Source organism: Streptomyces sp. BBFR25 (assembly GCF_044590125.1).
GTDB classification, from domain to species: Bacteria; Actinomycetota; Actinomycetes; order Streptomycetales; family Streptomycetaceae; genus Streptomyces; species Streptomyces canus_D.
The window spans coordinates 2,025,629-2,047,767 of record NZ_CP172447.1; the positions used below are offsets into that span (position 1 = coordinate 2,025,629).

General features: G+C 72.9%; 19 protein-coding genes. 7 read left to right on the forward strand and 12 right to left on the reverse strand.

The features are described 5' to 3' along the window. Window positions 1–140: 140 nt before the first annotated feature. Window positions 141–1,217 carry a DUF3533 domain-containing protein gene (locus ACGH52_RS09175; protein WP_399938537.1) on the forward strand — a complete coding sequence of 359 codons (1,077 nt, stop codon included), beginning with the start codon at window positions 141–143 and terminating at the stop codon, window positions 1,215–1,217. A gap of 104 nt (window positions 1,218–1,321) precedes the next feature. On the opposite strand, the gene ACGH52_RS09180 is transcribed toward ACGH52_RS09175, so the two are convergent. The 7 genes from ACGH52_RS09180 to ACGH52_RS09210 form a co-directional block, all read right to left on the reverse strand. Beyond that, the gene (locus ACGH52_RS09180) at window positions 1,322–2,404 is read right to left on the reverse strand and encodes a S1 family peptidase (protein WP_076973646.1); all 1,083 of its coding nucleotides are present in this window, start codon (window positions 2,402–2,404) and stop codon (window positions 1,322–1,324) included. 285 nt (window positions 2,405–2,689) lie between these two features. Further along, entirely contained in the window at window positions 2,690–3,592 is a 903-nt protein-coding gene (locus tag ACGH52_RS09185) for a S1 family peptidase (protein ID WP_059299743.1), read from the reverse strand. 449 nt (window positions 3,593–4,041) lie between these two features. Continuing rightward, on the reverse strand, window positions 4,042–5,355 hold the full coding sequence (locus ACGH52_RS09190) for an NtaA/DmoA family FMN-dependent monooxygenase (protein WP_399938540.1): 1,314 nt from the start codon (window positions 5,353–5,355) through the stop codon (window positions 4,042–4,044). Then, a complete protein-coding gene (locus tag ACGH52_RS09195; protein WP_399938542.1) occupies window positions 5,352–6,431 on the reverse strand; it encodes an LLM class flavin-dependent oxidoreductase in 1,080 nt (359 codons plus the stop codon). The genes ACGH52_RS09190 and ACGH52_RS09195 overlap by 4 nt, the downstream gene beginning before the upstream one ends. Window positions 6,432–6,501: 70 nt before the next feature. Continuing rightward, window positions 6,502–7,299, reverse strand: coding sequence for an amino acid ABC transporter ATP-binding protein (locus tag ACGH52_RS09200; RefSeq protein WP_274595086.1), 798 nt, complete (start codon window positions 7,297–7,299; stop codon window positions 6,502–6,504). Then, the gene (locus ACGH52_RS09205) at window positions 7,296–9,101 is read right to left on the reverse strand and encodes an FAD/NAD(P)-binding protein (protein ID WP_399938544.1); all 1,806 of its coding nucleotides are present in this window, start codon (window positions 9,099–9,101) and stop codon (window positions 7,296–7,298) included. Before ACGH52_RS09205 ends, ACGH52_RS09200 begins: the two co-directional genes overlap by 4 nt. Further along, window positions 9,098–9,955: an amino acid ABC transporter permease gene (locus ACGH52_RS09210; protein ID WP_059299747.1), complete on the reverse strand. Its 858-nt coding sequence runs from the start codon at window positions 9,953–9,955 to the stop codon at window positions 9,098–9,100. The genes ACGH52_RS09205 and ACGH52_RS09210 overlap by 4 nt, the downstream gene beginning before the upstream one ends. 400 nt (window positions 9,956–10,355) lie before the next feature. Here ACGH52_RS09210 and ACGH52_RS09215 point away from each other — a divergent pair, with 400 nt between their 5' ends. Continuing rightward, entirely contained in the window at window positions 10,356–11,303 is a 948-nt protein-coding gene (locus tag ACGH52_RS09215) for an ABC transporter substrate-binding protein (RefSeq protein WP_121704141.1), read from the forward strand. A 51-nt stretch (window positions 11,304–11,354) separates the two neighbouring features. Here the strand turns inward: ACGH52_RS09215 and ACGH52_RS09220 are convergent, their stop codons facing one another. After that, window positions 11,355–12,551 carry a DUF5685 family protein gene (locus tag ACGH52_RS09220; protein ID WP_210977478.1) on the reverse strand — a complete coding sequence of 399 codons (1,197 nt, stop codon included), beginning with the start codon at window positions 12,549–12,551 and terminating at the stop codon, window positions 11,355–11,357. A 289-nt stretch (window positions 12,552–12,840) separates the two neighbouring features. Between ACGH52_RS09220 and ACGH52_RS09225 the strand changes: the two genes are divergently transcribed. After that, the gene (locus ACGH52_RS09225) at window positions 12,841–13,281 is read left to right on the forward strand and encodes a cell division protein SepF (protein ID WP_007447969.1); all 441 of its coding nucleotides are present in this window, start codon (window positions 12,841–12,843) and stop codon (window positions 13,279–13,281) included. Window positions 13,282–13,330: 49 nt separating this feature from the next. On the opposite strand, the gene ACGH52_RS09230 is transcribed toward ACGH52_RS09225, so the two are convergent. Further along, complete coding sequence (locus tag ACGH52_RS09230; protein WP_121704139.1) at window positions 13,331–14,524, reverse strand: acyl-CoA dehydrogenase family protein; 1,194 nt, start codon at window positions 14,522–14,524, stop codon at window positions 13,331–13,333. Between the two features lie 215 nt (window positions 14,525–14,739). Further along, window positions 14,740–16,344: an MFS transporter gene (locus tag ACGH52_RS09235; RefSeq protein ID WP_076973653.1), complete on the reverse strand. Its 1,605-nt coding sequence runs from the start codon at window positions 16,342–16,344 to the stop codon at window positions 14,740–14,742. A 259-nt stretch (window positions 16,345–16,603) separates the two neighbouring features. Here ACGH52_RS09235 and ACGH52_RS09240 point away from each other — a divergent pair, with 259 nt between their 5' ends. Further along, on the forward strand, window positions 16,604–17,785 hold the full coding sequence (locus ACGH52_RS09240; protein ID WP_399938546.1) for a mannosyltransferase family protein: 1,182 nt from the start codon (window positions 16,604–16,606) through the stop codon (window positions 17,783–17,785). Window positions 17,786–18,023: 238 nt separating this feature from the next. After that, on the forward strand, window positions 18,024–19,043 hold the full coding sequence (locus ACGH52_RS09245; RefSeq protein ID WP_121700921.1) for a phosphatase PAP2 family protein: 1,020 nt from the start codon (window positions 18,024–18,026) through the stop codon (window positions 19,041–19,043). A 41-nt stretch (window positions 19,044–19,084) separates the two neighbouring features. Here ACGH52_RS09245 and ACGH52_RS09250 read toward each other — a convergent pair whose 3' ends face one another. Together ACGH52_RS09250 and ACGH52_RS09255 are read right to left on the reverse strand one after the other, a co-directional pair. Then, window positions 19,085–19,300 (reverse strand): I78 family peptidase inhibitor, encoded by a 216-nt coding sequence (locus tag ACGH52_RS09250; RefSeq protein ID WP_059299754.1) that lies wholly within the window; start codon window positions 19,298–19,300, stop codon window positions 19,085–19,087. Window positions 19,301–19,632: 332 nt separating this feature from the next. Beyond that, on the reverse strand, window positions 19,633–20,493 hold the full coding sequence (locus ACGH52_RS09255) for a hypothetical protein (RefSeq protein WP_399938549.1): 861 nt from the start codon (window positions 20,491–20,493) through the stop codon (window positions 19,633–19,635). Window positions 20,494–20,902: 409 nt separating this feature from the next. Between ACGH52_RS09255 and ACGH52_RS09260 the strand changes: the two genes are divergently transcribed. Then, a complete protein-coding gene (locus ACGH52_RS09260) occupies window positions 20,903–21,700 on the forward strand; it encodes a hypothetical protein (protein ID WP_076973656.1) in 798 nt (265 codons plus the stop codon). Window positions 21,701–21,770: 70 nt separating this feature from the next. Beyond that, window positions 21,771–22,064 carry a hypothetical protein gene (locus tag ACGH52_RS09265; RefSeq protein WP_052842092.1) on the forward strand — a complete coding sequence of 98 codons (294 nt, stop codon included), beginning with the start codon at window positions 21,771–21,773 and terminating at the stop codon, window positions 22,062–22,064. Window positions 22,065–22,139 lie beyond the last annotated feature (75 nt).

The following is a 22,139-nucleotide window of genomic DNA, read 5'->3' on the forward strand; positions in this document are numbered from 1 at the left end:
CGACGCATGACCGAACGCCATTATCGAACGCCTGTTCCCAGCTACCTCACCCACCATACCTCCATCCTCGAATATGTGTGCGACATCCGTTCGGCCCCGCCCCACCTGCGCAAACGCTCCCCGACCAGGACTGTGGGGACATGTCACACACACCGGGCCCCGGCACGCGAGGCGGCACGCGAAGCGGCTCCTTCCTCGGTGAGGTGAAGGACGCCGTCACCCCGCGAGCCACCCTGCTGGTCCTCGGCGTGATCGCGCTCCAGCTGCTGTTCATCGCCTCCTACGTGGGGGCGCTGCACGACCCGAAGCCGAAAGACGTGCCCTTCGGGGTGGTCGCGCCCGGGGCGGCCGCCGGGCAGACGGTGGACCGGCTGGAGCGGCTGCCCGGCTCCCCGCTGGACCCGCGCGCGGTGGCCGACGAGTCGAGCGCCCGGCGGCAGATCGTGAACCGGGACATCGACGGCGCCCTGGTCCTCGACCCCTCCGGCCGCACCGACACCCTGCTGGTCGCCTCCGGCGGCGGCACCGTCCTCGCCACCACCCTGGAGGGCATCGTCGGCAAGGCGGAGCAGGCCGAGCGACGCGCGGTGCGGGTGGTCGACGTGGCCCCGGCCTCGCCCCACGACTTCGACGGGCTGTCGTCCTTCTACCTGGTCGTGGGCTGGTGCGTCGGCGGCTACCTGTGCGCCTCGATCCTGGCGATCAGCACCGGCGCCCGGCCGGCCAACCCGCGCCGGGCGGCGATCCGGCTGATCGTGATGGCGCTGGTCGCGATCGTCGGCGGGCTCGGCGGCGCGGTGATCATCGGGCCGATCCTGGGCGCGCTGCCCGGCAGCGTGGTGGACCTGTGGGGGCTCGGGGCGCTGATCACCTTCGCGGTGGGCGCCGCCACGCTCGCCCTCCAGGGCGTCTTCGGGATCGTCGGCATCGGTCTCGCGATCCTGCTGGTGGTGATCGCGGGCAACCCGAGCGCGGGCGGTGCCTTCCCGCTGCCGCTGCTCCCGCCGTTCTGGCAGGCGATCGGCCCGGCGTTGCCTCCGGGCGCGGGCACCTGGGCGGCCCGCTCGATCGCCTACTTCAAGGGGAACGACGTGACCGCCTCCCTGCTGGTGCTGTGGGCGTGGGCGGTCGCGGGGACGGTGATCGCGATGCTGGCGGCCGTGCTGCCGCGCCGCGGACGGCAGGAGACGGAGCTGCCGCCCGCGGCGGCCGGCTGACCGCCCTACCGCCCTACCCACGCGACGGCCGGCCGCCGTACGCACGCGGAAGTCCCGCCCCTCGCGCGCGGGACGGGACTTCACGGGTGTGCGGGTACCGCTGCTCAGCCGATCTGCGTACCGGTGGCCGACAGGGCCTCCGTCACCGGCTGGAAGAAGGTCTCGCCGCCCGAGGTGCAGTCGCCGCTGCCGCCGGAGGTGAGGCCGATGGCCTGGTCGCCCGAGAAGAGCGAGCCGCCGCTGTCGCCGGGCTCGGCGCACACGTCGGTCTGGATCAGGCCGTTGACGATGTCGCCGTTGCCGTAGTTCACGGTGGCGTCCAGGCCGGTCACCGTCCCGTCGTGCACCTGGGTGGTGGAACCGCTGCGGGTCACCTCCATGCCGACGGTGGCCTCGGCGGCGCCCGAGATGGCCTGCGAGGAGCCGTTGTAGAGGTTCACCTCGCTCGGGTGGTCCACGTCGGCGGTGTACTTGACCAGGCCGTAGTCGTTGTCCGGGAAGCTGGACGCCTCGTTCTCGCCGATGACGTTCCCGGAGGAGTCCGACCAGGTCGTGATCCCCTCGGTGCAGTGGCCGGCGGTGATGAAGTACGGCTCGCCGCCCTTGGTCACGTTGAAGCCGAGGGAGCAGCGCCCGCCGTTTCCGGTGATGGCGTCGCCGCCCGCGACGAAGGGCTTGTACTCGCCCTTGGTGCGCTTCAGCTCGGCCTTGGCGCCCAGCCCGTCGACCACCTTGGTCAGCTTGGCCAGTTCGGCCCCGGAGACCGTGCGGTCGGCGGTGACGACGACCTTGTTGGTGGTCGGGTCGGTCGCCCAGGACGTGCCCGGGATGGTCGCGTCCTTAGTGAGCGTGGTGCGCGCGCTCTTGAGGTCGGCGAGCGAGTTCTCGACGACTCTCGCCTCGGCTCCCGCCTCCTCGACGGTCTGCGCGGCGCTCTGGTCGAGCACGTTGACGACGAGGCTCTTGGCCCGGGCGTCGTAGTACGTGCCGGCCGCGTCGGCGCCGAGGTCGCCGAGCAGCGTGGAGGCGAGCTTTCCGGCCGCCGTGACCGACAGGGTCTCGGGCGCTGAGGCCGTGGGGGCCTCGCTGGCGTTCGCGGTCTGGAAGGTGACCCCGGCCGCGACCAGTGCGGTGATGCCCGCACCTACCACGGCGACCCGCCGCCTGGGTATGCGTCGGTGCTTCAACTCACGTCCTCCTGTGGGGGGTCGGTCCGCGAGGTTGTGGGGACCTCGTGAACCGGAAGGCTGGTTGACGAGCGTTGACTCTTCCGATTCCACAGGCCGCACACAAGGTCGACTCCAGGACGTGCGCACGACAACTCCAGGGTGGTCACACGGCCTTCACCGTTCGCTTCCCCCTCAGCGGGACGCGCGGACCCGCAGTCCGGACGCGGGAGAGCCCCCGCACACCTCTCGGTGCACGGGGGCTCGTCGCACCGCCGGCCGCGCGGTGCGGGACGGGCGGACCGGTCAGTAGACGCTGACGCCGTAGGCGCTCAGGGCCTCCGTCACCGGCTGGAAGAACGTCGTCCCGCCGGAGGAGCAGTTGCCGCTGCCGCCGGAGGTCAGACCGTACGCGGTGCCGTTGCTGCCGTAGAGCGAGCCGCCGGAGTCGCCGGGTTCGGCGCAGACCGTGGTCTGGATCAGGCCGGAGACTATGTCGCCGCCGCCGTAGTTGACGGTGGCGTTCAGGGCGGTGACCCGGCCGCTGTGGGTGCCGGTGGTGGAGCCGTCACGGATGACGGTGGTGCCCACGCTCGGGGTGGCCGCGCGGGTGATGTCCACGCCGTTGGCGGTGCCGGGCCGCGAGACGGACCCCGTGTACTGCACGATGCCGTAGTCGTTGCCCGGGAAGCTGGAGCCCGCCGTCTGTCCGATGACGGTGCCTCCGGAGCTGGCGCGCCAGGCGCCGGCGCCGTCGGTGCAGTGTCCGGCGGTCAGGAAGTACTCGGCGCCGCTGCTGGTGCGGACGTTGAAGCCGAGGGAGCAGCGCCAGCTGCTCGCGTAGATGGCGTCGCCGCCCTGGATGAGCTTGTTGAACGTGCCGGGGGTGCGCTTGATCGTGAGCGCGCCGGCCTTGTCGCCGGCCTGCTCCTTGATCTTCGCGATCTCGGCCTGGGAGACGGTGCTGTCGATGGTGACGAGCACCCGGCCGGTCTTGCTGTCGACGGCCCAGGCGGTGCCGGGGACGTCGGACTTGAGCACCGCACCGCTGGCACTGTTCAGCTCGGCGGCGCTGAAGGTGACCGGGGTGGGTGCCGCGTTCGCGCTGGGGATCGCGACGGCGGCCGCGGCCACGAGGCCGGTGGATACGGCGATCAGCCGAGTCCGTCTCGTGATGCCGCTGCGGGGGGTGGTGCGCTTGATCCTCACTTTTCGTTCCTCCACAGGGGAAGTCGGGGGCCCCTCTCGTGGGGGTGGGGGCCCGTGAGGCGCAGCCAGGGACGGACCTCCGGGTTCCGAATACGTCGTGCCCCTGACAAGCGCTGAGGTTGAAGTCTCGGCCGAACGACCGGTCGGCGCAAGAGTGCCTTTCGGTCGTCCGCCTTTGAACTTGCCTTTGCCAACCCCCGGTCGGTCCTTGGGAGGGGGCAGACGAAGTGGCCGGCGAAGCGCACGGCGGCAGCAGCGCGCGGTTGAGGTCGGCCGTCGTACGCCCCTTCGGCGTCCGGCGCGGCCGGGCGCCGGGACCGGAAGCGGTCGTCCACGGTGAGCCCGGCCGCGCGACCGGCCGTCGGCAGCACCGCGTCGCCCCGTCCCTCACCGCCCGGGGATGTCCGGAAGTTGCCCGTCCGGATGGCGGGTGGGCCCTTCGCCATGGTTCAGGGCGTCCCCACCGGTTCGGCCAGGCCGAGATGGGAGCGCAGGGTGGCACCCCGGTACGCGGTTCGGAACGCGCCGCGCTCCTGCAACAACGGGACCACCCGGTCCACGAACTCGTCCAGCCCGCCCGGGGTCAGATGCGGTACGAGGATGAAGCCGTCGGCGGCGTCCCGCGCCACGAACTCCGTCAGTTCGGCCGCGACCTCACCGGGCGTGCCCACGAAGGACTGCCGGGCGCTCGCCTCGATCACGGTCTGCCGGATGGACAGCCCCCGCTCCTGCGCCAGGGCCCGCCACTTCTCGGCGGTCGCGACGCTGTCGCCCTGCCGGGTCCGCCCCTGGGTGAGCTGCGGATCGGGCACCGGGTCGACGTCCGGCAGCGGCCCGTCGGGGTCGTAGCCGGACAGGTCGACGCCCCAGATCTGCTCCAGCGTGAGCAGCGCGGTCTGCGGGGAGACCTGCTGCCCCCGGATCTCCTCGGCCCGCTCGTGCGCCTCGGCGGCGGTGTCCCCGAGGACGACGGTGACGCCGGGCATGATCTTGAGGTCGCCGGGGCTCCGGCCGTACTTCGCCAGGCGGCGCTTCACGTCGGCGTAGAAGGCGCGGCCCGCCTCCAGGGTGCCGTGGCGGGTGAAGATCACGTCGGCCGAGGAGGCGGCGAACTCCCGGCCCTCGTCGGAGTCGCCCGCCTGGATCACCACCGGGTGCCCCTGCGGGGAGCGGGGCAGCGTGAACTCGCCCGCGATGTCGAAGTGCCGCCCGTGGTGGGCGAAGGGACGGGGGGTGCCGTCCGGGGTCCAGGAGTCCCACAGCTTCCGTGCCGTCGCCACGAACTCGGCGGCCCGGGTGTACCGCTCGGCCCGGTCCAGGTAACCACCGCGCCGGAAGTTCTCGCCGGTGAAGGCGTCGGAGGAGGTCACCACGTTCCAGGCCGCCCGGCCGCCGCTGAGGTGGTCCAGGGTGGCGAACCGGCGGGCCAGTTCGTAGGGCTCGTTGAAGGTGGCGTTGACCGTGGCGGCGAGTCCGAGGTGCCCGGTGACGGCGGCGAGCGCGTTCAGCACGGTCAGGGACTCGGGGCGGCCGACCACGTCCAGATCGTGGATGCGGCCCTTGTGCTCGCGCAGCCGCAGCCCCTCGGCGAGGAAGAAGAAGTCGAACAGGCCGCGTTCGGCGGTGCGGGCGAGGTGCTCGAAGGAGGCGAAGTCGATCTGCGAACCCGAGCGCGGGTCGGCCCAGACGGTGGTGTTGTTGACGCCCGGGAAGTGGGCGGCGAGGTGCATCGGCTTCGGTTGCATCGGCTTCGGTCCGGTCATGACGCTCCCTGCGCGACGGCGTACTGGTTGGCGGGCCGGGTCAGGCCCAGGTGGTCCCGGAGCGTGCTGCCCGGGTAGAAGGTGCGGAACAGGCCCCGGTGCTGGAGCAGCGACACGGTGCCGTTGACGAGGCGTTCCAGGTCGCGGTGCGGCTCGGCCGGCGTGAGGTGGAAGCCGTCGACGGTGCCGTCCCGGTGCCAGGAGGCGATGAGTTCGGCGAGGTCCACGGGACCGCCGCGGTACTGCGGGCCGCGGGGCGTGGCGCGGGGGCCGCCTCCTCCGTGGCCGGGCTCGGCCGCGTACTCGCCGTCGCCGAGGTCGACGTCCAGGGCGGCGAGGACCCGCAGGCCGTCCGGATCGCGGCCGTGCGCCGCGGCGGACGCCCGCAGTTCGGCCCGTGCGGCGGCGGCCCGGGCGGGGAGCGCGGTGCGCACCAGCGCCACGTCGGCGTACCGGGCCGCGACCGCCCGTGCGGCCCGGTCGGTGGCGTCGACCACCCGCACGGGGTGCCCCTGCGGGGGCCGCGGCACGATCGAGGGGCCCTTGACGGAGAAGGCGGAGCCGGTGAAGTCGACGTGGTGGAGCTTGTCCCGGTCGACGAAGCGGCCGGTGGGCACGTCCCGGATCTCGGCGTCGTCCTCCCAGCTGTCCCACAGCCGCGCCGCCACGTCGGCCACCTCGCCGGCCTCCTGCCAGAGCGCGTCGGCGGGGGCGGCGTGGCGGCGGCCGAAGAGGCGGGCCTCGCCCTCGGTGGTGGACACCTCGATCCGCCAGCCCGCCCGGCCGCGGCTGACCCAGTCCAGGGTCGCCACGGCCGCCTGGACGTGGAAGGGCTCGGTGTGGGTGGTGGTGACGGTCGGGACCAGGCCGACGCGCCGCGTGACCGGCGCCACCCGGGACAGCACGGAGAGCGCGTCGGGGCCGGGGCGGGCGAGGCTGTCGCCGAGGGTCACGAAGTCGAGCGCGCCCTGTTCGGCGAGCCGGGCGGCCGCCGCGAACTCGTCGGCGTCGTACACCGACCGCCGGTCCAGGGCGGTCGCCAGGTGCAGCCGCCGTACGCCGTGGGAGGAGGTCATGCGGGGTCGTTCCCTTCTGTCGGTGTCAAGGCTGTCGGTGTCGAGGCTTTCGGTCTCAACGGCCTTGCCGTCACAGGACCTTGGAGAGGAAGGCCCGGGTGCGCTCGTGCCGCGGGCGGTCCAGTACGTCGCCGGGCGGGCCCTGTTCGACGATGCGTCCGTCGTCCATGAAGACCACCGTGTCGGCGACCTCGCGGGCGAAGCCGATCTCGTGGGTGACGACGATCATGGTGGTGCCCTGCCGGGCCAGGTCCTTGATGACGTCGAGCACCTCGCCGACCAGTTCGGGGTCGAGCGCGGACGTCGGTTCGTCGAACAGGAGCAGCCTCGGCTCCAGGGCGAGCGCCCGCGCGATGGCCACCCGCTGCTGCTGGCCGCCGGACAGGTGCCGGGGGTAGGCGCCCGCCTTGTCGGCGAGCCCGACCCGCTCCAGCAGCCGGCGTGCCGCCTCGACGGCCTCGCGGCGCGGTCGCCGCAGGGCCGAGACCGGGGCCTCGGTGATGTTCTCCAGCACGGTCAGGTGCGGGAAGAGGTGGAAGTCCTGGAAGACGAAGCCGATCCGCGTGCGCTGTTTCAGCACCTCGCGCTCGGGCAGCTCGCGCAGCCGGTCGCCGCTGCGCCGGTAGCCGATGAGGGCGCCGTCCACGCTGATCAGGCCCCGGTCCACCTTCTCCAGGTGGTTGACGGTGCGCAGCAGCGTCGACTTGCCGGAACCGGAGGGGCCGAGCACCACGGTCACCTCGCCGGTGCGCACGGTGAGGTCGATGCCCTTGAGCACCTCCAGCGGGCCGAAGCTCTTGTGCACGGACCTGATGTCGACCATGACGTTCGTGTCGTCCATGACGTTCGTGTCGTCGGTGCTGCTCATCGCGCGGACTCCTCCAGCAGGGGGTGGTGCGGCGCCGCGGGTGCCCCGGGCGCCCGCAGGAAGGTCAGTACGGCCCGCGCGGTGGCGTCGTTCTGCCGGAAGGCCACGCCGCCCGTACGGGGCCGGGTGAACGCGCCCGAGCCGCGCGCGTCGGTGTGCGGGCCGAGCGCGAACCGCCGCGGGTGGGGCCGCCCGGCCCGGTCCAGGACGCGCCCGTCGGCGCGGTCCACGGCCAGCAGCCCGTCCGGGGTCGCGGCGGCCCCGTCGGCGTGCAGCGCGCGCAGCAGCGGATCGCGGGCGCGTTCGACGGTGGGGTGCGGCAGCCGCGCCTCGACCAGTGCCCGGGCCTCGACGACGGCGCCCGGCACGGTGGCGCTCCTCGCCCGGAACACCCCGTCCTCGGCCGTGACCGCCGTGTCGGCGCCCAGGAAGCGCACCACACCGGCCCGGGACAGGGCGAGCAGCTGCCGCAGCCGGGGCCCGGGCGGTCCCGAGGCGAGGAGGCTGAAGAAGCCGTGCCACCAGCCGCCGACGTCGCCGAACCGGACGAGTTGCCCGTACACGGAGAGCAGGGCGAGGAAGACCGCGAGGTCGGGGCTGTGCGCCGGGTCGTGGCGGCGCCGCAGGTCGGCCTCGACGTAGCGGCGCAGCCCCACCTGGAGTTCCGCGTGCGAGCCGTACCGCACGGTGTCGAGGGGACGGTCGAGGGCGGCGAGGTCGAGCCGGTCGGCGGGGTCGGGCACCGCGGCGGCGACGAGGGCGGCCCGCTCGTCCGGTCCTGCGGCGGCGTACCGCGCCTCGAAGCCGGCCCAGCCGGTACGCACCCGTTCCGGATGGGCCGTGAACAGGCGGTGGTAGTGGGCGAAGCCCAGTTCCTTCTCGACCAGCGGCCACACGTCGCGCCGGAAGTCGAAGCCGTCCGGCCGGGTGAGCAGCGCCTCGGTCTCGGCGGGCCCGAAGAACCGCGGCAGCGGCGGCCGTTCCCCACTCCAGTCGTAGCCGATCTTCGAGTGGTACGGCACTCCGCGCCGCGAGCCCGCGTACAGCACCGGCTCCCGTCCGGACGGCACGTAGGTGTCCCCGTCGTACCGCCCTCCCCTGCCCTCGGTGAGCAGCACCATCAGGTCGACGAAGGCCAGCCCGAGACCGCGCACGAGGACCGGCTCCCCGGGGCGCAGCGCGGACAGGTCGCTGTCGGCGGTGAAGTCCGGCGGGAGGTGGAGAAGGCCGTGCGCGCGGGCGTACGCCGACAACTCCCGCTGTTCGCCGTCGGGTTCGGCGTCGAGGTGGCCGAGGGTGAGGACGACCAGGTCGGCGGGGAGCGGAGTGTCGCGGCCGTCGAGCCACACCCGCTGGCGTTCCCGGGGCGTGCCCTCCACCCGCAGCGCGCGGCGCGCGTGGTGGTACACGACGACGCCGGAGGGCAGTCCCGCCACCGTGCGCTGGTACGCCCAGCGCAGGTACGCGCCCTGGGTCCGCCGGTCGGCGAAGGTGCGCCCGTCCACGGCCGCCCACTCGTGCAGGGTGGGTCCGGGCCGTACGGGACCGGCCATCTCGACCGTGTCGTCGGTGAACACGGTGACGTCCTCGGCGTGCGAGTTCATCCACAGCAGCGGCGACTGCCGGGCGCGCCAGACGCGTCCGGCGCCCGGTGGGTGCGGGTCCACGAGGTGGATGTCGAGGCCGCGGCCGTCGTACAGCTCGGGCGCGTTGGCGGCGATGCGCTCCAGCAGTCCGGTGCCGCGGGGCCCCGCGCCCACGACCACCAGGGAGGCCCGGGCGCCCCGCGCGGGGCGGCTCATCGGGTGCGCTCCGTTCCGCGGGCGTAGTGCTTCTCGACGTAGTACTGGCCGATGCCGAGCAGGGAGGTGACCACGGTGTACCAGACGGTGGCCACCATCAGCAGCGGGATGACCTGGTAGGTGCGGTGGTAGACGAGCTGCACCGAGTAGAGCAGGTCCTGCACGGCGATGACGCTGACGATGGAGGTGCCCTTGAGGGTGCCGATCAGCATGTTCCCGGCGGGCGGCACGATGGCGCGCATGGCCTGCGGGAGGACGATCCGCCGCCACCGGCGCCACCGGCTCAGACCGAGGGCCTGCGCGGCCTCGACCTGGCCGCGGTCCACGGAGAGGATGCCGCCGCGAACCACCTCGGCGGCGTACGCGGCCTCGTGCAGCGTCAGGCCGATGACCGCCACGGTGACCGGGCCGAGCAGGTCGACCGTCTTCACGCCGAGGACCTGCGGGTAGAGGGCGCCGATGTTGAACCACAGCAGCAGCTGCACCAGGATCGGTATCGACCGGAACAACCATACGTAGCCCCAGCTCACGGCGCGCAGCACGGGGTTGGCGGAGAGCCGGAACGCGGCGAGCAGGGTGCCCAGCGCGAAGCCGAGGACCATGACGACGGCGGTGAGCCAGAGGGTGAGCCACAGGCCGCGCAGGACGGTGTCGGAGGTGTACCAGTCCGCGACGACACCCCACTGGAACGCGTCGTTGCGCAGGACGGAGTTGACGGCGAGGGCGAGGAGGACGAGGACGACCGCGGCGGCCGTCCACTGACCGGGCCGGCGTTGCGGGACGATCCGCGGGAGGTCCGCCCGGTCCGGGGTTTCCGGTACGGCGGCGGACTTGGCGAGGGTGTCGGAGGACATGCGAAGGCTCCGTGACATCGAGTCAGTCGGACACGGTGGGTGGTGCCTTCACACGGCCGAGCCCCTCAGCATGGCCGTGCGCCGAGAGTACGGGGACGTTTCCGCCCGCTGTCAAGGCTGTCCACACTGTGAGCCGCACATCTCAAGTCGTTGACGCGGAACCGGATGCCTGTTCCACTTACTTCATGCATCCACAGCAGTGGCTGGTCACGCGCTCCCACATCGACTTCGGTCGAGTGTGGTCCTGTTCCTGTTGAGCCGACCCCCCTGCCTGCCCTGATCGCCTGACCCCGTCGGGGCCTCTCCCTGGTTCGGCCTGCCGTCGACCCGCCTTCACACGCGCACGCACACCCCTCCCCTCGCGCCGCCCCCTGCCTTCGCTCTCAGGAGACCACTGACGATGCGTACGCCCACGCGTGCCCGAAAAAGACTCTTCCTCCCTTTCGCTCTGATCGCCTCGGCCGCCCTGCTGCTCACGGCGTGCGGCTCCGGCGACCCCGCCGCGGACGTCGCGGGCGCGGCGGGAGGCTCCGACGCGGTCCCCACCACCGACGTCGTCTCCGGTGTCCGGCGGAACGCGGACGCCGTGCGGCTGCTGCCGGCGGGCACCACGGAACTCACCCTTGCCGTCAGCGTCGGCGGCACCCCGCCGGGCACCACCTATCTGTCCGACGGCAGGACGCTGACCGGCCAGGACGTCGACTTCGCGCACGCGGTCGCCAAGGCGCTCGACATCACGCTCAAGACCGAGCAGGCCTCCTTCGAGGCGATCCTGCCGGCCCTGGACAGCGGCAAGTACGACGTCGGCGCCAGCAACTTCGGGGTGACCGACGAACGGCGCAGGACCATCGACTTCGTCACCTACATCAACGACGGCCAGGGCTTCGCCGCCCGCGAGGACAGCGAGTTGTCCGAGGTCACCGACCTGAAGCAGCTGTGCGGGCGGAAGGTGGCGACCGGTGCGGGCACCACCTTCGAGGCGACGCTGGAGAAGAGCCGGCACCTGTGCACGGACGCGGGCGACCAGGCGTACACGGTGCAGACGTACAGCGAGCCCGGCGCGCTGTGGTCCTCGCTCCAGCAGGGGCGCAGCGACGTGGTGATGTCGACCATCAACGGCCTGCGCTACGCGGTCGCCCACCAGGAGGGTCTGAAGTTCCTGAACGAGTTCCACCGCCTGGACGTCGGTTTCGCTCTGAAGAAGGGCTCCGCGCTGGCGCCCGCCCTCCGGGCCGCGGTGAACGGGCTGATCGCCGACGGGACGTACGCCCGCATCCTGAAGAAGTGGGACACGACGGAGTCGGCGATAGCGAAGTCCGAGATCTCGCCCCCGGAACTGAAGGACTGACGGGCCGAAGGACTGACGGCCGGGAGAGACGGGGCTGAGGCGGACGACGCCTCAGCAGCTGCACCCGCAGTCGCAGCCGTCGCAGCCGCAGTCGCACCCGTCGTCGCCGCAGCAGTTGCCGCAGCAGTCACAGCAGTCGCAGCAGCTGCCGCAGTCGCATTGGGAGCAGAGCCCTTCCTTGCGCTCACCGCTCCAGGGGTCGTGGTAAGTGCCGCAGCACACCTGGCACGTGCAGGCCAGCCCGAGCCACACGGCGCAGCCCGCGAGCAGCCCGCGCCGGTCGCGGCGCGGCGGCTCCGGGGGCGTCGGCCCGCCGGGGCCGCCGGGAGCACCCGGGGTGCCGGGCGCGCCGGGAGGGGCGTACGGATGGTTGCCATGGGCGCACGAGACGGTGCCGAACGCGCGGTCCACGGACGTGCCCAGCTCGTGCACGAGCAGCCGGTGCACCAGCCGCCCGTCGGTGAACTCGGCCTCCCGCAGGGCCAGCCGCACCCCGCGCACGGCGTCGTCCGCGAGCCGCCGGGCCTCGGTGAGCGGCGTCCCGGTGGCGGTGAGCGGGTTCCAGGCGCCGCACGCGGCGTCGGCCTCCCGGTCCTCCACGGCGTCCAGGAGATGGGCGAGCCGGCCGAAGAGCCGACCGGCCTCGGCGAGCGGCGCGGCGTTGTGCGGCCGCCCGGCGAGGTGCGCGGTGTGCGCGAAGGCGGCGGCGGTCGCGGTCTCGGTCGGCTCCGTGACGGTCAGCAGGGGCGTGCCGGGCCCGGCGAGCGCCTCGATGCCGCCCTGCCGGTCCACGGCGTCGACCAGTACGGCGGTGTCGAAGCCGACGGCGCTGCCCCCGCGCGCCCCGGCCGCGTCCCAGCCGCCGGCGATCCGGCGGGCGGCGAGCGCCACCGGCCGGCGGGCCAGCAGGCCGTCCCCGTCGGCGACATGGTCGCGCACCTTGGCCGAGGCCAGCACCAGCGAGACGGCCGCCGCGAGCCGGGCGCCCTCGCCGTGCGCGACGGACGCGGTGCGCATCCCGCGCAGCGGACAGGGCCCGGCGGTGCGCCGCCCGGCACCCGCACCGCCCCGCTCGGCCTGAGCCTCCGTCAAAACCGATATGAGCAGCCCGTCATAGTTCGTCACGATCCGCGCGAACTGTCCGTGGTCCTTGCGCAGTGCGAGGCACAACCCGCACAAATGAGCCATCCACTGGCTCGTAAGGCTTTCTCCGAGCCGGTGCCTGCACGGCCTGACGATTCCGAACACGACGCTCCCCCGTGGTTGGTACGACGCTGAGCTGCGGCATCGTACCGACCGCCGCCATCACCCGTACGCACCCTCTCTCACCCGTGTGCCGTGAAGAATCATATTTCACTCACAGTCAGCAGCCGTTTGGGAAACGACCCTTGGGACACAAGGACTCTCGACGGATCGGCTGTGCACCAGTACCGTCACAAACCCCCCGCGCGGCGTCTATCCACTTGGCGCGACGTCCGCATCATGGATGACCATAGGGATGCGGAAGCACGAAAGACCGCTGTGAGAGGAGGCGTCCATGGGATCGGTACGCAAGGCGAGTGCGTGGCTCGGCCTCGTCGACGACAACGATGACGAGCGTTACTACGACGACGACTACTCCGAGGGCACCGAGCAGCCCGGGGACGCCTGGGTCACGGACCCGCGGGTCAAGGTGGCTTCGGACGTGGCCGAGGAGAAGGGCCGCCGCATCGCGACGGTCACCCCGGACAGCTTCCGGGACGCACGGGCCATCGGTGAGCTGTTCCGGGACGGGGTCCCGGTCATCGTGAACCTGACGGCCATGGAGGGGACCGACGCCAAGCGCGTGGTCGACTTCGCGGCCGGGCTCATCTTCGGCCTGCGCGGTTCGATCGAGCGGGTGTCCACCCGGGTGTTCCTGCTGAGCCCGGCCGACACCCAGGTGATCAGCGGCGAGCCCGCCGCACACCGTTCCGACGGTTTCTTCAACCAGAGCTGAGGCGGGGCCGCACACCACGGCCCCGCTCCCCCGCTCGCCGGACCGCCTCCTACCGGAAGGCGTCGAGCCCGGTGAGCGCCTTGCCCAGCACCAGCTGGTGCATCTCGACGGTGCCCTCGTAGGTGAGCACCGATTCCAGGTTCGTCGCGTGCCGCATCACGGGGTATTCGAGGGAGATCCCGTTGGCGCCGAGGATCGTACGGGCCGTACGGCAGATGTCGATGGCCTCGCGCACGTTGTTGAGCTTGCCGAAGCTGACCTGCTCGGGACGCAGGCGGCCGGCGTCCATGCGCCGCCCCAGATGGTGGGCGAGCAGGATCCCCTTGTGCAGTTCGACCGCCATGTCGGCGAGCTTGGCCTGGGTCAGCTGGAAGCCTCCGATGGCCCGCCCGAACTGCTCCCGCGACTTCGCGTACTCCAGGGCCGTCTCGAAGGAACTGCGGGCCGCGCCCATCGAGCCCCAGACGATTCCGTAACGGGCGTGCGACAGACAGCTGAGCGGTCCGCGCAGCCCGGTCACCTCCGGCAGTACGGCGTCGGCGGGCAGCCGTACGTCGTCGAGGACGAGTTCACTGGTGACCGACGCCCGCAGGGACCACTTGTGCTTGATCTCGGGTGCGGAGAACCCGGCGCTGTCGGTCGGCACCACGAACCCGCGGATCCCCTCCTCGGTCCGCGCCCAGACGACGGCGACGCCGGCCACCGAGCCGTTGGTGATCCACATCTTGCGCCCGTTGAGCACCCAGTCCCCGCCGCCGTCGCGCTTGGCGTGGGTGCGCATGTCGGCCGGGTCGGACCCGTGGTCGGGCTCGGTGAGCCCGAAGCACCCGATGACCTCGCCGGCGGCCATCCGGGGCAGCCACGCCTGCTTCTGCTCCTCGCTCCCGAAGCGGTGGATGGCGTACATGGCGAGGGAGCCCTGCACGGAGACCAGGGAGCGGATGCCGGAGTCGGCCGCCTCCAGCTCCAGACAGGCCAGCCCGTACTGGACGGCGCTCGCCCCGGCGCAGCCGTATCCCTCCAGGGACATGCCGAGCGCGCCGATGGAGCCCAGCTCGCGCGCCAGCTCCCTGATCCCGGGCAGCTCGCCCTTCTCGTACCAGTCCGCGACGTACGGCAGCACGCGGTCGGCGGCCCAGTTCCGCACGGTGTCCCGGACCGCGAGATCCTCCGGCTCGAGCAGGTCGTCGAGGCCGAGGGGGTCGACGGGGTCGAACGCGGGCAACTTGGGGGACGCGGCCATGGGGACACCCTCCGGAACTCTAAAAACTAGCGCCGCTAGTCACGGCTCTCGCTGCCGACGTTACGATGCGGCGCGCGGCACGTCCACCATGCTCCGGCCGGGCGATCCCCCTCCGGCCCACGAGCCGCGGCCGCCGACGGCGGACCACCCCCACGGGAAACGTCCACCCCTTGGCCGACGGCGAACGGGTGGTGCGTGGGTGGGAGACCGTGGGGTCACACCGAGACGCGGGACTGGGACTCCACGGCCCCCCGGGGCGCAGGCACCGAAGCCTCCTCGCACTGCATCACCCGCGGCAACCGCAACGCCATCACCGCCCCCAGCAACAACAACCCCGCACTCACCACCAACGTCACATGCAGCCCGTGCACGAACGCGTCCCCCGCGGCCCGCCGCAGCGCGACCCCCGCAGGCCCCCCGAGCTGCGCGGCAACCTCGTACGCCTCCCCCAGCGAATGCCCCGCCGCCACCGACGCCGACGCCGGCACCCCCGGCACGCCCCCCGCCAGCCCGGGCGCGTACGCCGCGTTCATCACACTGCCCAGCAGGGCGATACCGATCCCCGCACCCAGCTGGTACGAGGTCTCGCCGATCGCCGCCGCCCCACCCGACTGCTCCTGCGGCGCCTCGCTCAGCATCGACTCGTACGCCCCGAACAGCGTCGTCTCCAGACCGAAGCCGAGCAGCACGAACCCGGTCAGCAGCAGCGCGCAGTTGTCGGCCCGGCCCATCGCCGTCAGCAGCACCACCGCGAAGGCCGTCAGGCAAAACCCCGCGCACACCGTCCGCCGCGGCCCGAAGCGCCGCAGCAGCCGCGCTCCCGCCAGCCCCGCCGCCATCGCCGCGAAGGTCAGCGGCAGCAGCCGCAGCCCGGTCTCCAGCGGGGAAAGACCGAGCACCAGTTGCAGGTACTGCGCCGCGATCAGTTCGAGACCCACCAGCGCCAGCATGGCCAGCACGATGCACCCCACCGACGTACTGAACGCCGGACGCCGGAACATCGCCAGGTCCACCAGCGGATACGCACGCCTGCGCTGCCGCCGTACGAAGCCCGCGAGCAGCGCCGCGCCCAGCACCAGCGGACCCACGGTGAGCAGGCTCACCACCGGCTCCCCGCCGCCGAGGCGCTTCACGCCCAGGACGACCCCGAACAGTCCGCCCGCCGCCATCAGCGCGCCGACCACGTCCCAGGGCCCGCGGCCGTCGCCCTTCGACTCGGGCAGCAGCAGCCGCCCCACCGGCAGGCTGACCAGCATCAGCGGGATGTTGACGAGGAAGACCGAGCCCCACCAGAAGTGCTCCAGCAGGAAGCCGCCGAGCAGCGGGCCGACCGCCGCGCCGACCGCGGCCACGGCGCTCCAGATGCCGATGGCCATCGCCCGTTCCCGCCGGTCGGGAAAGACCTGCCGCAGGATCGACAGCGTCGCCGGCATGATCATCGCGCCGCCGACGCCGAGCAGCGCACGGGCCACGATCAGCAGCTGGGCGTTGTCGGCGAGGGCCGCCAGTGCGGAGGCGACGCCGAAGAGGGCGTAGCCGAGCAGCAGGACCCGTCTGCGGCCCACCCGGTCGCCCAGCGTGCCGAAGAGGATCAGCAGCGAGGCGCAGACCAGCGGATAGACGTCGACGATCCAGAGCAGCTCGATGGCGCCGGGCCTGAGGTCCTCGGTGACGGCGGGGACCGCCACGTGCAGCACGGTCGCGTCGACGGCGACGAGCAGCAGGCTGACGCAGAGGACGACCAGGACCACCCAGCGGTTGGCACCGGCCCCGGCCGCCCGACGGCGCAGCGCGGCGGCAGCCGTGGTCGTCCCGGACATGTACGTACCTCCAAGATGTTCCCTCGCGTCCGGCGGGCCGTGGGGTGGGGACTCCCCTGCGGCTCGGCCGGAGAGGAGCGGGGGGCTCCGGGCCGTGCAACGGAACGCGAGTGACTCGCCAGAGTACGCGAGACCGGGCAGGGCACACGTGGCGGGCCTCACAGATCCCGCGTCATCCGTGTGGCGTGCGCCACTGCGGCAACGGTCCCGTCCGCCCCGCCGGGACGGCCGCCTCGGCGCACGGCAGATAATCGAGCCCGTGACCGATCTTGAAACGCGCACCGCGGGCCGCCCCGGCGCCCCGGGTCCGTCCGGTGCCCTGCGCCGGGCCGCCCCGGCGCTCCTCGGCTACGCGGCCGTGCGCGCCCTGGGCCTGCTCGCCCTGGCCCTGTGGAGCGCGGCGCGCGACAAGAGCGCGTACGCGCTGCTGACGGCCCGCTGGGACTCCCTCTGGTACACCAGGGTCGCCGAGCTGGGGTACGGCTACGAGGTGCGGCTGCCGGGCGGCGACGTGCACTCCAACCTCGCCTTCTTCCCGCTGCTGCCCTGGCTGGAGCGACTGGGCGCGGCCGTCTCCCCGCTGTCGTACGCGGACGCGGGCTTCGTCGTGAGCCTCCTCGCCTCGCTCGCCGCGGCCTGGGGGATCTTCGCGGTGGCGGACCACGTGTACGGCCCCCGTGCGGGCGTGTGCGCGGCGCTGCTGTGGGCCGTGCTGCCGGTCGGGATCGTGCAGTCGATGGCGTACAGCGAGTCCCTGTTCACGGCGCTGGCCGCCTGGTCGCTGTACGCGGTGCTGACCGGGCGCTGGGTGACGGCCGGGACACTGGCCGCGCTGGCCGGGCTGACCCGCCCGGTCGGGCTCGCGGTGACGGCGGCGGTGTGGGTGGCCGTGCTCACGGCCTTCGCGCGGAGCCGGCGCGAGGACGGTGCCGGCGGCGCCCCGGGCGCACGGCACGTGCTCGGCATGCTGCTCGCGCCCCTGGGCGCCGCCGGTTACGTCCTGTGGGTCGGCCACCGTACCGGCAAGGGCCCGCTCGGATACCTCGACGTGCAGGCGGGCTGGCGCAACGGCTTCGACGGGGGCGCGGCCTTCGCCCGCTTCGTCGCCGGGAAGTTCACGTCGCTCCCGGGGGCCCTGGCGGGCGTCGGGCTGATCGTCGGGGTCGCGCTGCTGGTCTGGCTGTACGTGGTATGCGTGCGGCAGCGCCAGCCGCTGCCGCTGCTGGTCTACGCGGGGATCGTCACCCTGCTCGCCCTGTGCGCGTCGAGCTACTTCGGCTCCAAGCCCCGGCTGCTGATGCCCGCGTTCCCGCTGCTGTTCCCCCTGGCCCTGGGCCTGGCCCGGCTGCGCACCGGCAGGGCGGCGTCGGTCGTGTGCGCCGTCGCGGCGGCCTCGGCGGTCTACGGGGCCTTCTGGCTGAACGGCTCCGGCCCGCCCTGACCGGCCGTGGCCGTCCGATGACCGCCGGGACAATTCCGCACCAGCATTCGGTGAACGAATTCATAAGCACGATAAAACCGCCGACCGGACAGATCAAAGGAATTGAAGTCCGCGACCGGACGGGATTGCGGATTACCCGGAAATAAGGCGTCGCCTGAGAGGAATCCCACATCACATCGTCATCACAAAGCCGTTGATTCGGCCGGGATCACTCCTCACTCGCTGTAACGTCGATTGGGTGCGTACCGAACGGAAGCCCACCCGTCTGGACCGGGTGTTCGCGAGACTGGACCGGGAGCCGGAGCGACCGGAGCTCCTGGACGTGCCGGAGATGTCCCGGCACAGGTTCGCGCTGTTCGCCGGAACCCTCGCGTTCTACCTCGCGATCGTGTGGGCCGTCGTGATCACCTCGTGGCTGGTCCGGCTCGACTGGCAGGTCATGTTCTTCAGGCCCTACCAGCAGTGGCCGGAGATCCACGCGTTCGTCGACTACTACGTGGTGCTCGGCCAGCGCGGCCCCACCGCCGTGATGGTCGCGGCCTGGCTCGGCTGGCGCTCCTGGCGGCAGCACACCCTGCGTCCGCTGCTGGCGCTCGGTGTCTCCCTGCTCCTGCTGAACGTCACGGTCGGCGCCGCCAAGTACGGCATGGGCCGGCTGGGACCGCACTACGCGACCACGATCGGCGCCAACGAGATGTGGCTCGGCGGCGATATATTTCCGAGCGGTCACACCGCGAACGCCGTCGTGACCTGGGGCATCCTCGCCTATCTGGCCTCGACGCACCGCGCCCGGCGCTGGCTGTCCGCGCTGTCCGCGGTCACCTCACTCGGGGTGGGCATGTCCACCGTCTACCTCGGTACGCACTGGCTCAGCGACGTGCTCCTCGGCTGGGTGGCGGGGCTGCTGATCCTGCTGGCGCTCCCCTGGTTCGAGCCGCTGATCACCCGTGCGGAGGCCTGGATCCTCGGCCTGCGCGACCGCTGGTACGCCCGTCTGGGCCGCGAGCGGGCGGCGAAGCGGCCGGTCGGGCGGCCCGTGCCCGTCGCCCCGGCGGCCTCCGGCCGGCCGGAGGCACCGGCCCGCGAGCCGGTCGCCGCGCCGCACACCACCCGGGCCCCGGTGTACCTGCCTCCGGGCCCGCACACGGCCCGCTCGGACCGTACGCCCGTGACCCCGGCCGGCAGCCGCCGGCCGCCGCACGCCGACCGCCACCCGCGCAATACGGCCCCGGCCGCACGCCCCCTGTCGGGCGGCTGACCGCCCGCCCAGGGCCCGTCCTGGCCCGTTTGGGCCCTTCCCTAGCCCTTCCAGGCCCGGGACACGCGGCCGTCCTTCACCTCGAAGTTGAGGCGGCCCACGCGGTACTCCATGGTGATGACCGTGCCGGGCGCCAGGGACCGCACCGTCGACCAGCCGCGCTCGCGCGCCTGCCGCTCGGCCGCGTCGGAATCGAGGCCGACGTAGGTGTCCGGACTGTCCTGGGGCTCGGCCGGGGGTGTCGGAATCGGTGCCATGCCGCCACGCTATGCCCTGCTCCGGAAGCGGGGAAGCCCGCGCCGGTAACACGGGTCGCAGATGCACCTACGGTCACATTTCTGTCACAGGATCACGCTGTGCGTTTTGCCGGAACTCGTTCACACGGACGGACGGATTTGCGGGCGCTCCGCGAGCGACCCAGGTGAATTCCCGCGTGTCGCGGTACTCCGTCGAATAAGTGGACGGAAAAGGCGTTCGGGGCGCCCCGGCGAGGCCCCGCATTCCGCCTCCGAACACTCCCGAACGGACTTGCGTGCGCCCGTACGGAAGGGCCCCGGATCACTTACACGAATCGAACATCGGACACCGATCAGGCTTCCAGCGGGGCGACGGCGAGCGACAGGTCGTTGTCCGTGGTGTAGTACGGCCCGGCCTCCACGGGGCCGTACGGCGTCCACACGCGCGCGCGGGGGAACGTGAACACCGGGCTCTTGTCGGCGACGTCGTCCAGCAGCCGCGCGAGCCGCACCACCGGACCGGAGTCACCGGCGGGCCGCAGCCACAGGTCCCAGTGGCCCGGTGCCAGGCCGTCGTAGGGCACGGTGAAGGCGAACTCCGTCCGCTCGGCGGCGACCTCCACCCGGCGCACGCCGGAGCCGTCCGCGCCGCCCGCCGCGTCGCCGGGCCGGGCGCGCAGCTCGGCGTCCGCCCCGGGCCCGAGCGGGGTGCCGTACACGCGCCCGCGTACGGTCAGGCCGCCGCTCGCCAGGCGCAGGTCGACCGCCTCCGCGTGCGGGGCGCGCAGCCAGCTGCGGACGGTGAGGTTGCCCTGCCGGGTGGCGTACGGGATACGGACGGCGACGTGGCCGAGCAGCCCGCTGGGGGTGCGCTCGGCCAGGGAGCGCAGATCCGTGACCCCGGGCACCAGGCGCCGCGGCCGGCCGTCGGACAGGCGGGCGTAGGCGTCCCAGCGGCCCTCGGGCAGGGACACGCTGCTGGGCAGCGCGGCGCGCAGCCGGCCCTCCGCCGCCGGGGCCAGCGGCAGGCTGACCGTGTCCGCGGCGGCGCCGACGGCATCGACGGCGTCCAGGACGCGGCGGCGCAGGACGAGCAGGGCCGCTCCGGCGTTCCGGCTGTTTCGGCGCGCGGCGACGTCGAAGGTCAGACCGCCCGCGGAGTCGCCGATGCAGTCGGCGCGCAGCGGAGCGGCCGGTGGGGCCGGCGGCGTCATGCGGTGCGGTTCCTCCCATGGGCTTCTCGTCGTCCGGTTAGACCCGGAACCCTGCCTTCTGGTTGTCCGTGTCCGATTGCGATGTGGTCACGACGGGGAGGAGCACCCGACGGCGGCTGTTTCCAGCCACCCGGTTCATTCACTGATTTCATGATTTGTCGACTCGCGGACCGGGCGGCCGACCCGGCCCCGGCGACCCAACCACCCTGTGCGGCAGCCCACTTGGGCGTACAGCGGGGATCGCGGTCGCCGGGCCGTCGCGTGTGTCGCATGGTTCGATTCCGTTGGCCATGGGGCGTGACTCCCGCCACCGGTCCCCCGTTGTCCTTGCATGAGCCGGGGATCCGCCCGGACCACGGCCCGGGAGCCACCCGGTCCGGTCACGCACCGCATCCCGAGGGAGCAACCCGTGCCGCGCATGCTCGACGTCAGCGACGACGTACGCGCCGAGATCGGCGACGAAGAAGCCGACCGCCTGCTGGCCGGGGAGTCCGCCCCGGGCAGCTACGACTGCACGTCCTGCCGCACCCCGGGCGACTGTGAGCAGGAGCGCACCAGCACCGTCCTCTTCATCGGGGAAGAGACCGCCGTGCTGGCCTTCGCCCACGCGGGCTGCCTGCCCTCGCAGGTCGTCAAGGTCACCGAGGAGCAGCTCCAGGGCGCGGTGCGGTCCATCAGCGCCGACCAGGCCCGCTCCGAGCCCGCTCCCGCCGCCCCGGAGAAGGCCGCGCCCGAGCAGGCCGTGCTCGGTGTGACCAGCGGACTGATCCTGATCGCCGGGGAGCTGCACCCGGCCCTCGTGGTGGAGCCGACCGCTCCCATCGCGCGGCCCGGCACGGCCGGCGCCGGGGACGACTTCCTGCCGCTGCTGATCGAGCAGGGCTTCATGCCGGTCACCGAGCTGGCGTCCGCTCCGGCCGTGCTGCACGGCTGGTCGGTCCTGCTCGCGATGGGCCAGCTGCACGCGGTGCTCCAGCCCGGGACCAGCGGCGGCCGGCCGGTGGCCTGGTGGCAGGCGCACCAGCCGCTCCAGGTCACCGAGGGGTGGCGCACGGCGGCCAACAAGCACCAGCAGGTGCTGATGTTCGCGGCGCCCGTCGGGTCGATCGGCCGGCAGCCGCGCGAGGATCTGCTGCGCGACGCGCTGGACAAGGCGGCGGCGAACGGACAGCTGGTCGCGGCGGCGCTGCCGCTGGCGGGGACCTGAGCCCGTTCACGCCGCCGGACGGCTGTCACCTGGGCCGCATCCCTTCCAGCGCGGGGTCGTTTGGACATACGTGTACGCATACGACGCCTTCCACCGCCACGGCGGCCCCTCGACCACGCCGATCTACGACGCGCTCTACGCCGAGTACGTCAGGTCCTTCCGATCGCTGCCGGGCGATCGCAGCGGTGAGGAGGAGCTGGGGTTCACGGCCTTCCGGAGCATCCCGCGCGGCAGAGGCGGCTACAGCGCCTACAGCGCGGGGGCCCAGAGCGCCCGCGTCGGCCAGCAGTCGGTGTGGCAGCGCGTCGGCGGCACGCACCACGTCCCGGCGGCGCTGCCACCGGCCCCGCGGTCCGGCACCTGACCGCCGGACGACCGACGCGTGAGGGGCGCCCCCGGCCGGGGGCGCCCCTCACGCGTCACTGGGTGTCCCCCAGGG

Bases quoted from the DNA above. Each gene is read 5' to 3' on its own strand.
- ACGH52_RS09175 (WP_399938537.1), top strand. From the start codon at position 141: ATGTCACACACACCGGGCCCCGGCACGCGAGGCGGCACGCGAAGCGGC.
- ACGH52_RS09190 (WP_399938540.1), bottom strand. From the start codon at position 5,355: ATGACCGGACCGAAGCCGATGCAACCGAAGCCGATGCACCTCGCCGCC.
- ACGH52_RS09195 (WP_399938542.1), bottom strand. From the start codon at position 6,431: ATGACCTCCTCCCACGGCGTACGGCGGCTGCACCTGGCGACCGCCCTG.
- ACGH52_RS09200 (WP_274595086.1), bottom strand. From the start codon at position 7,299: ATGAGCAGCACCGACGACACGAACGTCATGGACGACACGAACGTCATG.
- ACGH52_RS09205 (WP_399938544.1), bottom strand. From the start codon at position 9,101: ATGAGCCGCCCCGCGCGGGGCGCCCGGGCCTCCCTGGTGGTCGTGGGC.
- ACGH52_RS09210 (WP_059299747.1), bottom strand. From the start codon at position 9,955: ATGTCCTCCGACACCCTCGCCAAGTCCGCCGCCGTACCGGAAACCCCG.
- ACGH52_RS09215 (WP_121704141.1), top strand. From the start codon at position 10,356: ATGCGTACGCCCACGCGTGCCCGAAAAAGACTCTTCCTCCCTTTCGCT.
- ACGH52_RS09225 (WP_007447969.1), top strand. From the start codon at position 12,841: ATGGGATCGGTACGCAAGGCGAGTGCGTGGCTCGGCCTCGTCGACGAC.
- ACGH52_RS09230 (WP_121704139.1), bottom strand. From the start codon at position 14,524: ATGGCCGCGTCCCCCAAGTTGCCCGCGTTCGACCCCGTCGACCCCCTC.
- ACGH52_RS09235 (WP_076973653.1), bottom strand. From the start codon at position 16,344: ATGTCCGGGACGACCACGGCTGCCGCCGCGCTGCGCCGTCGGGCGGCC.
- ACGH52_RS09250 (WP_059299754.1), bottom strand. From the start codon at position 19,300: ATGGCACCGATTCCGACACCCCCGGCCGAGCCCCAGGACAGTCCGGAC.
- ACGH52_RS09255 (WP_399938549.1), bottom strand. From the start codon at position 20,493: ATGACGCCGCCGGCCCCACCGGCCGCTCCGCTGCGCGCCGACTGCATC.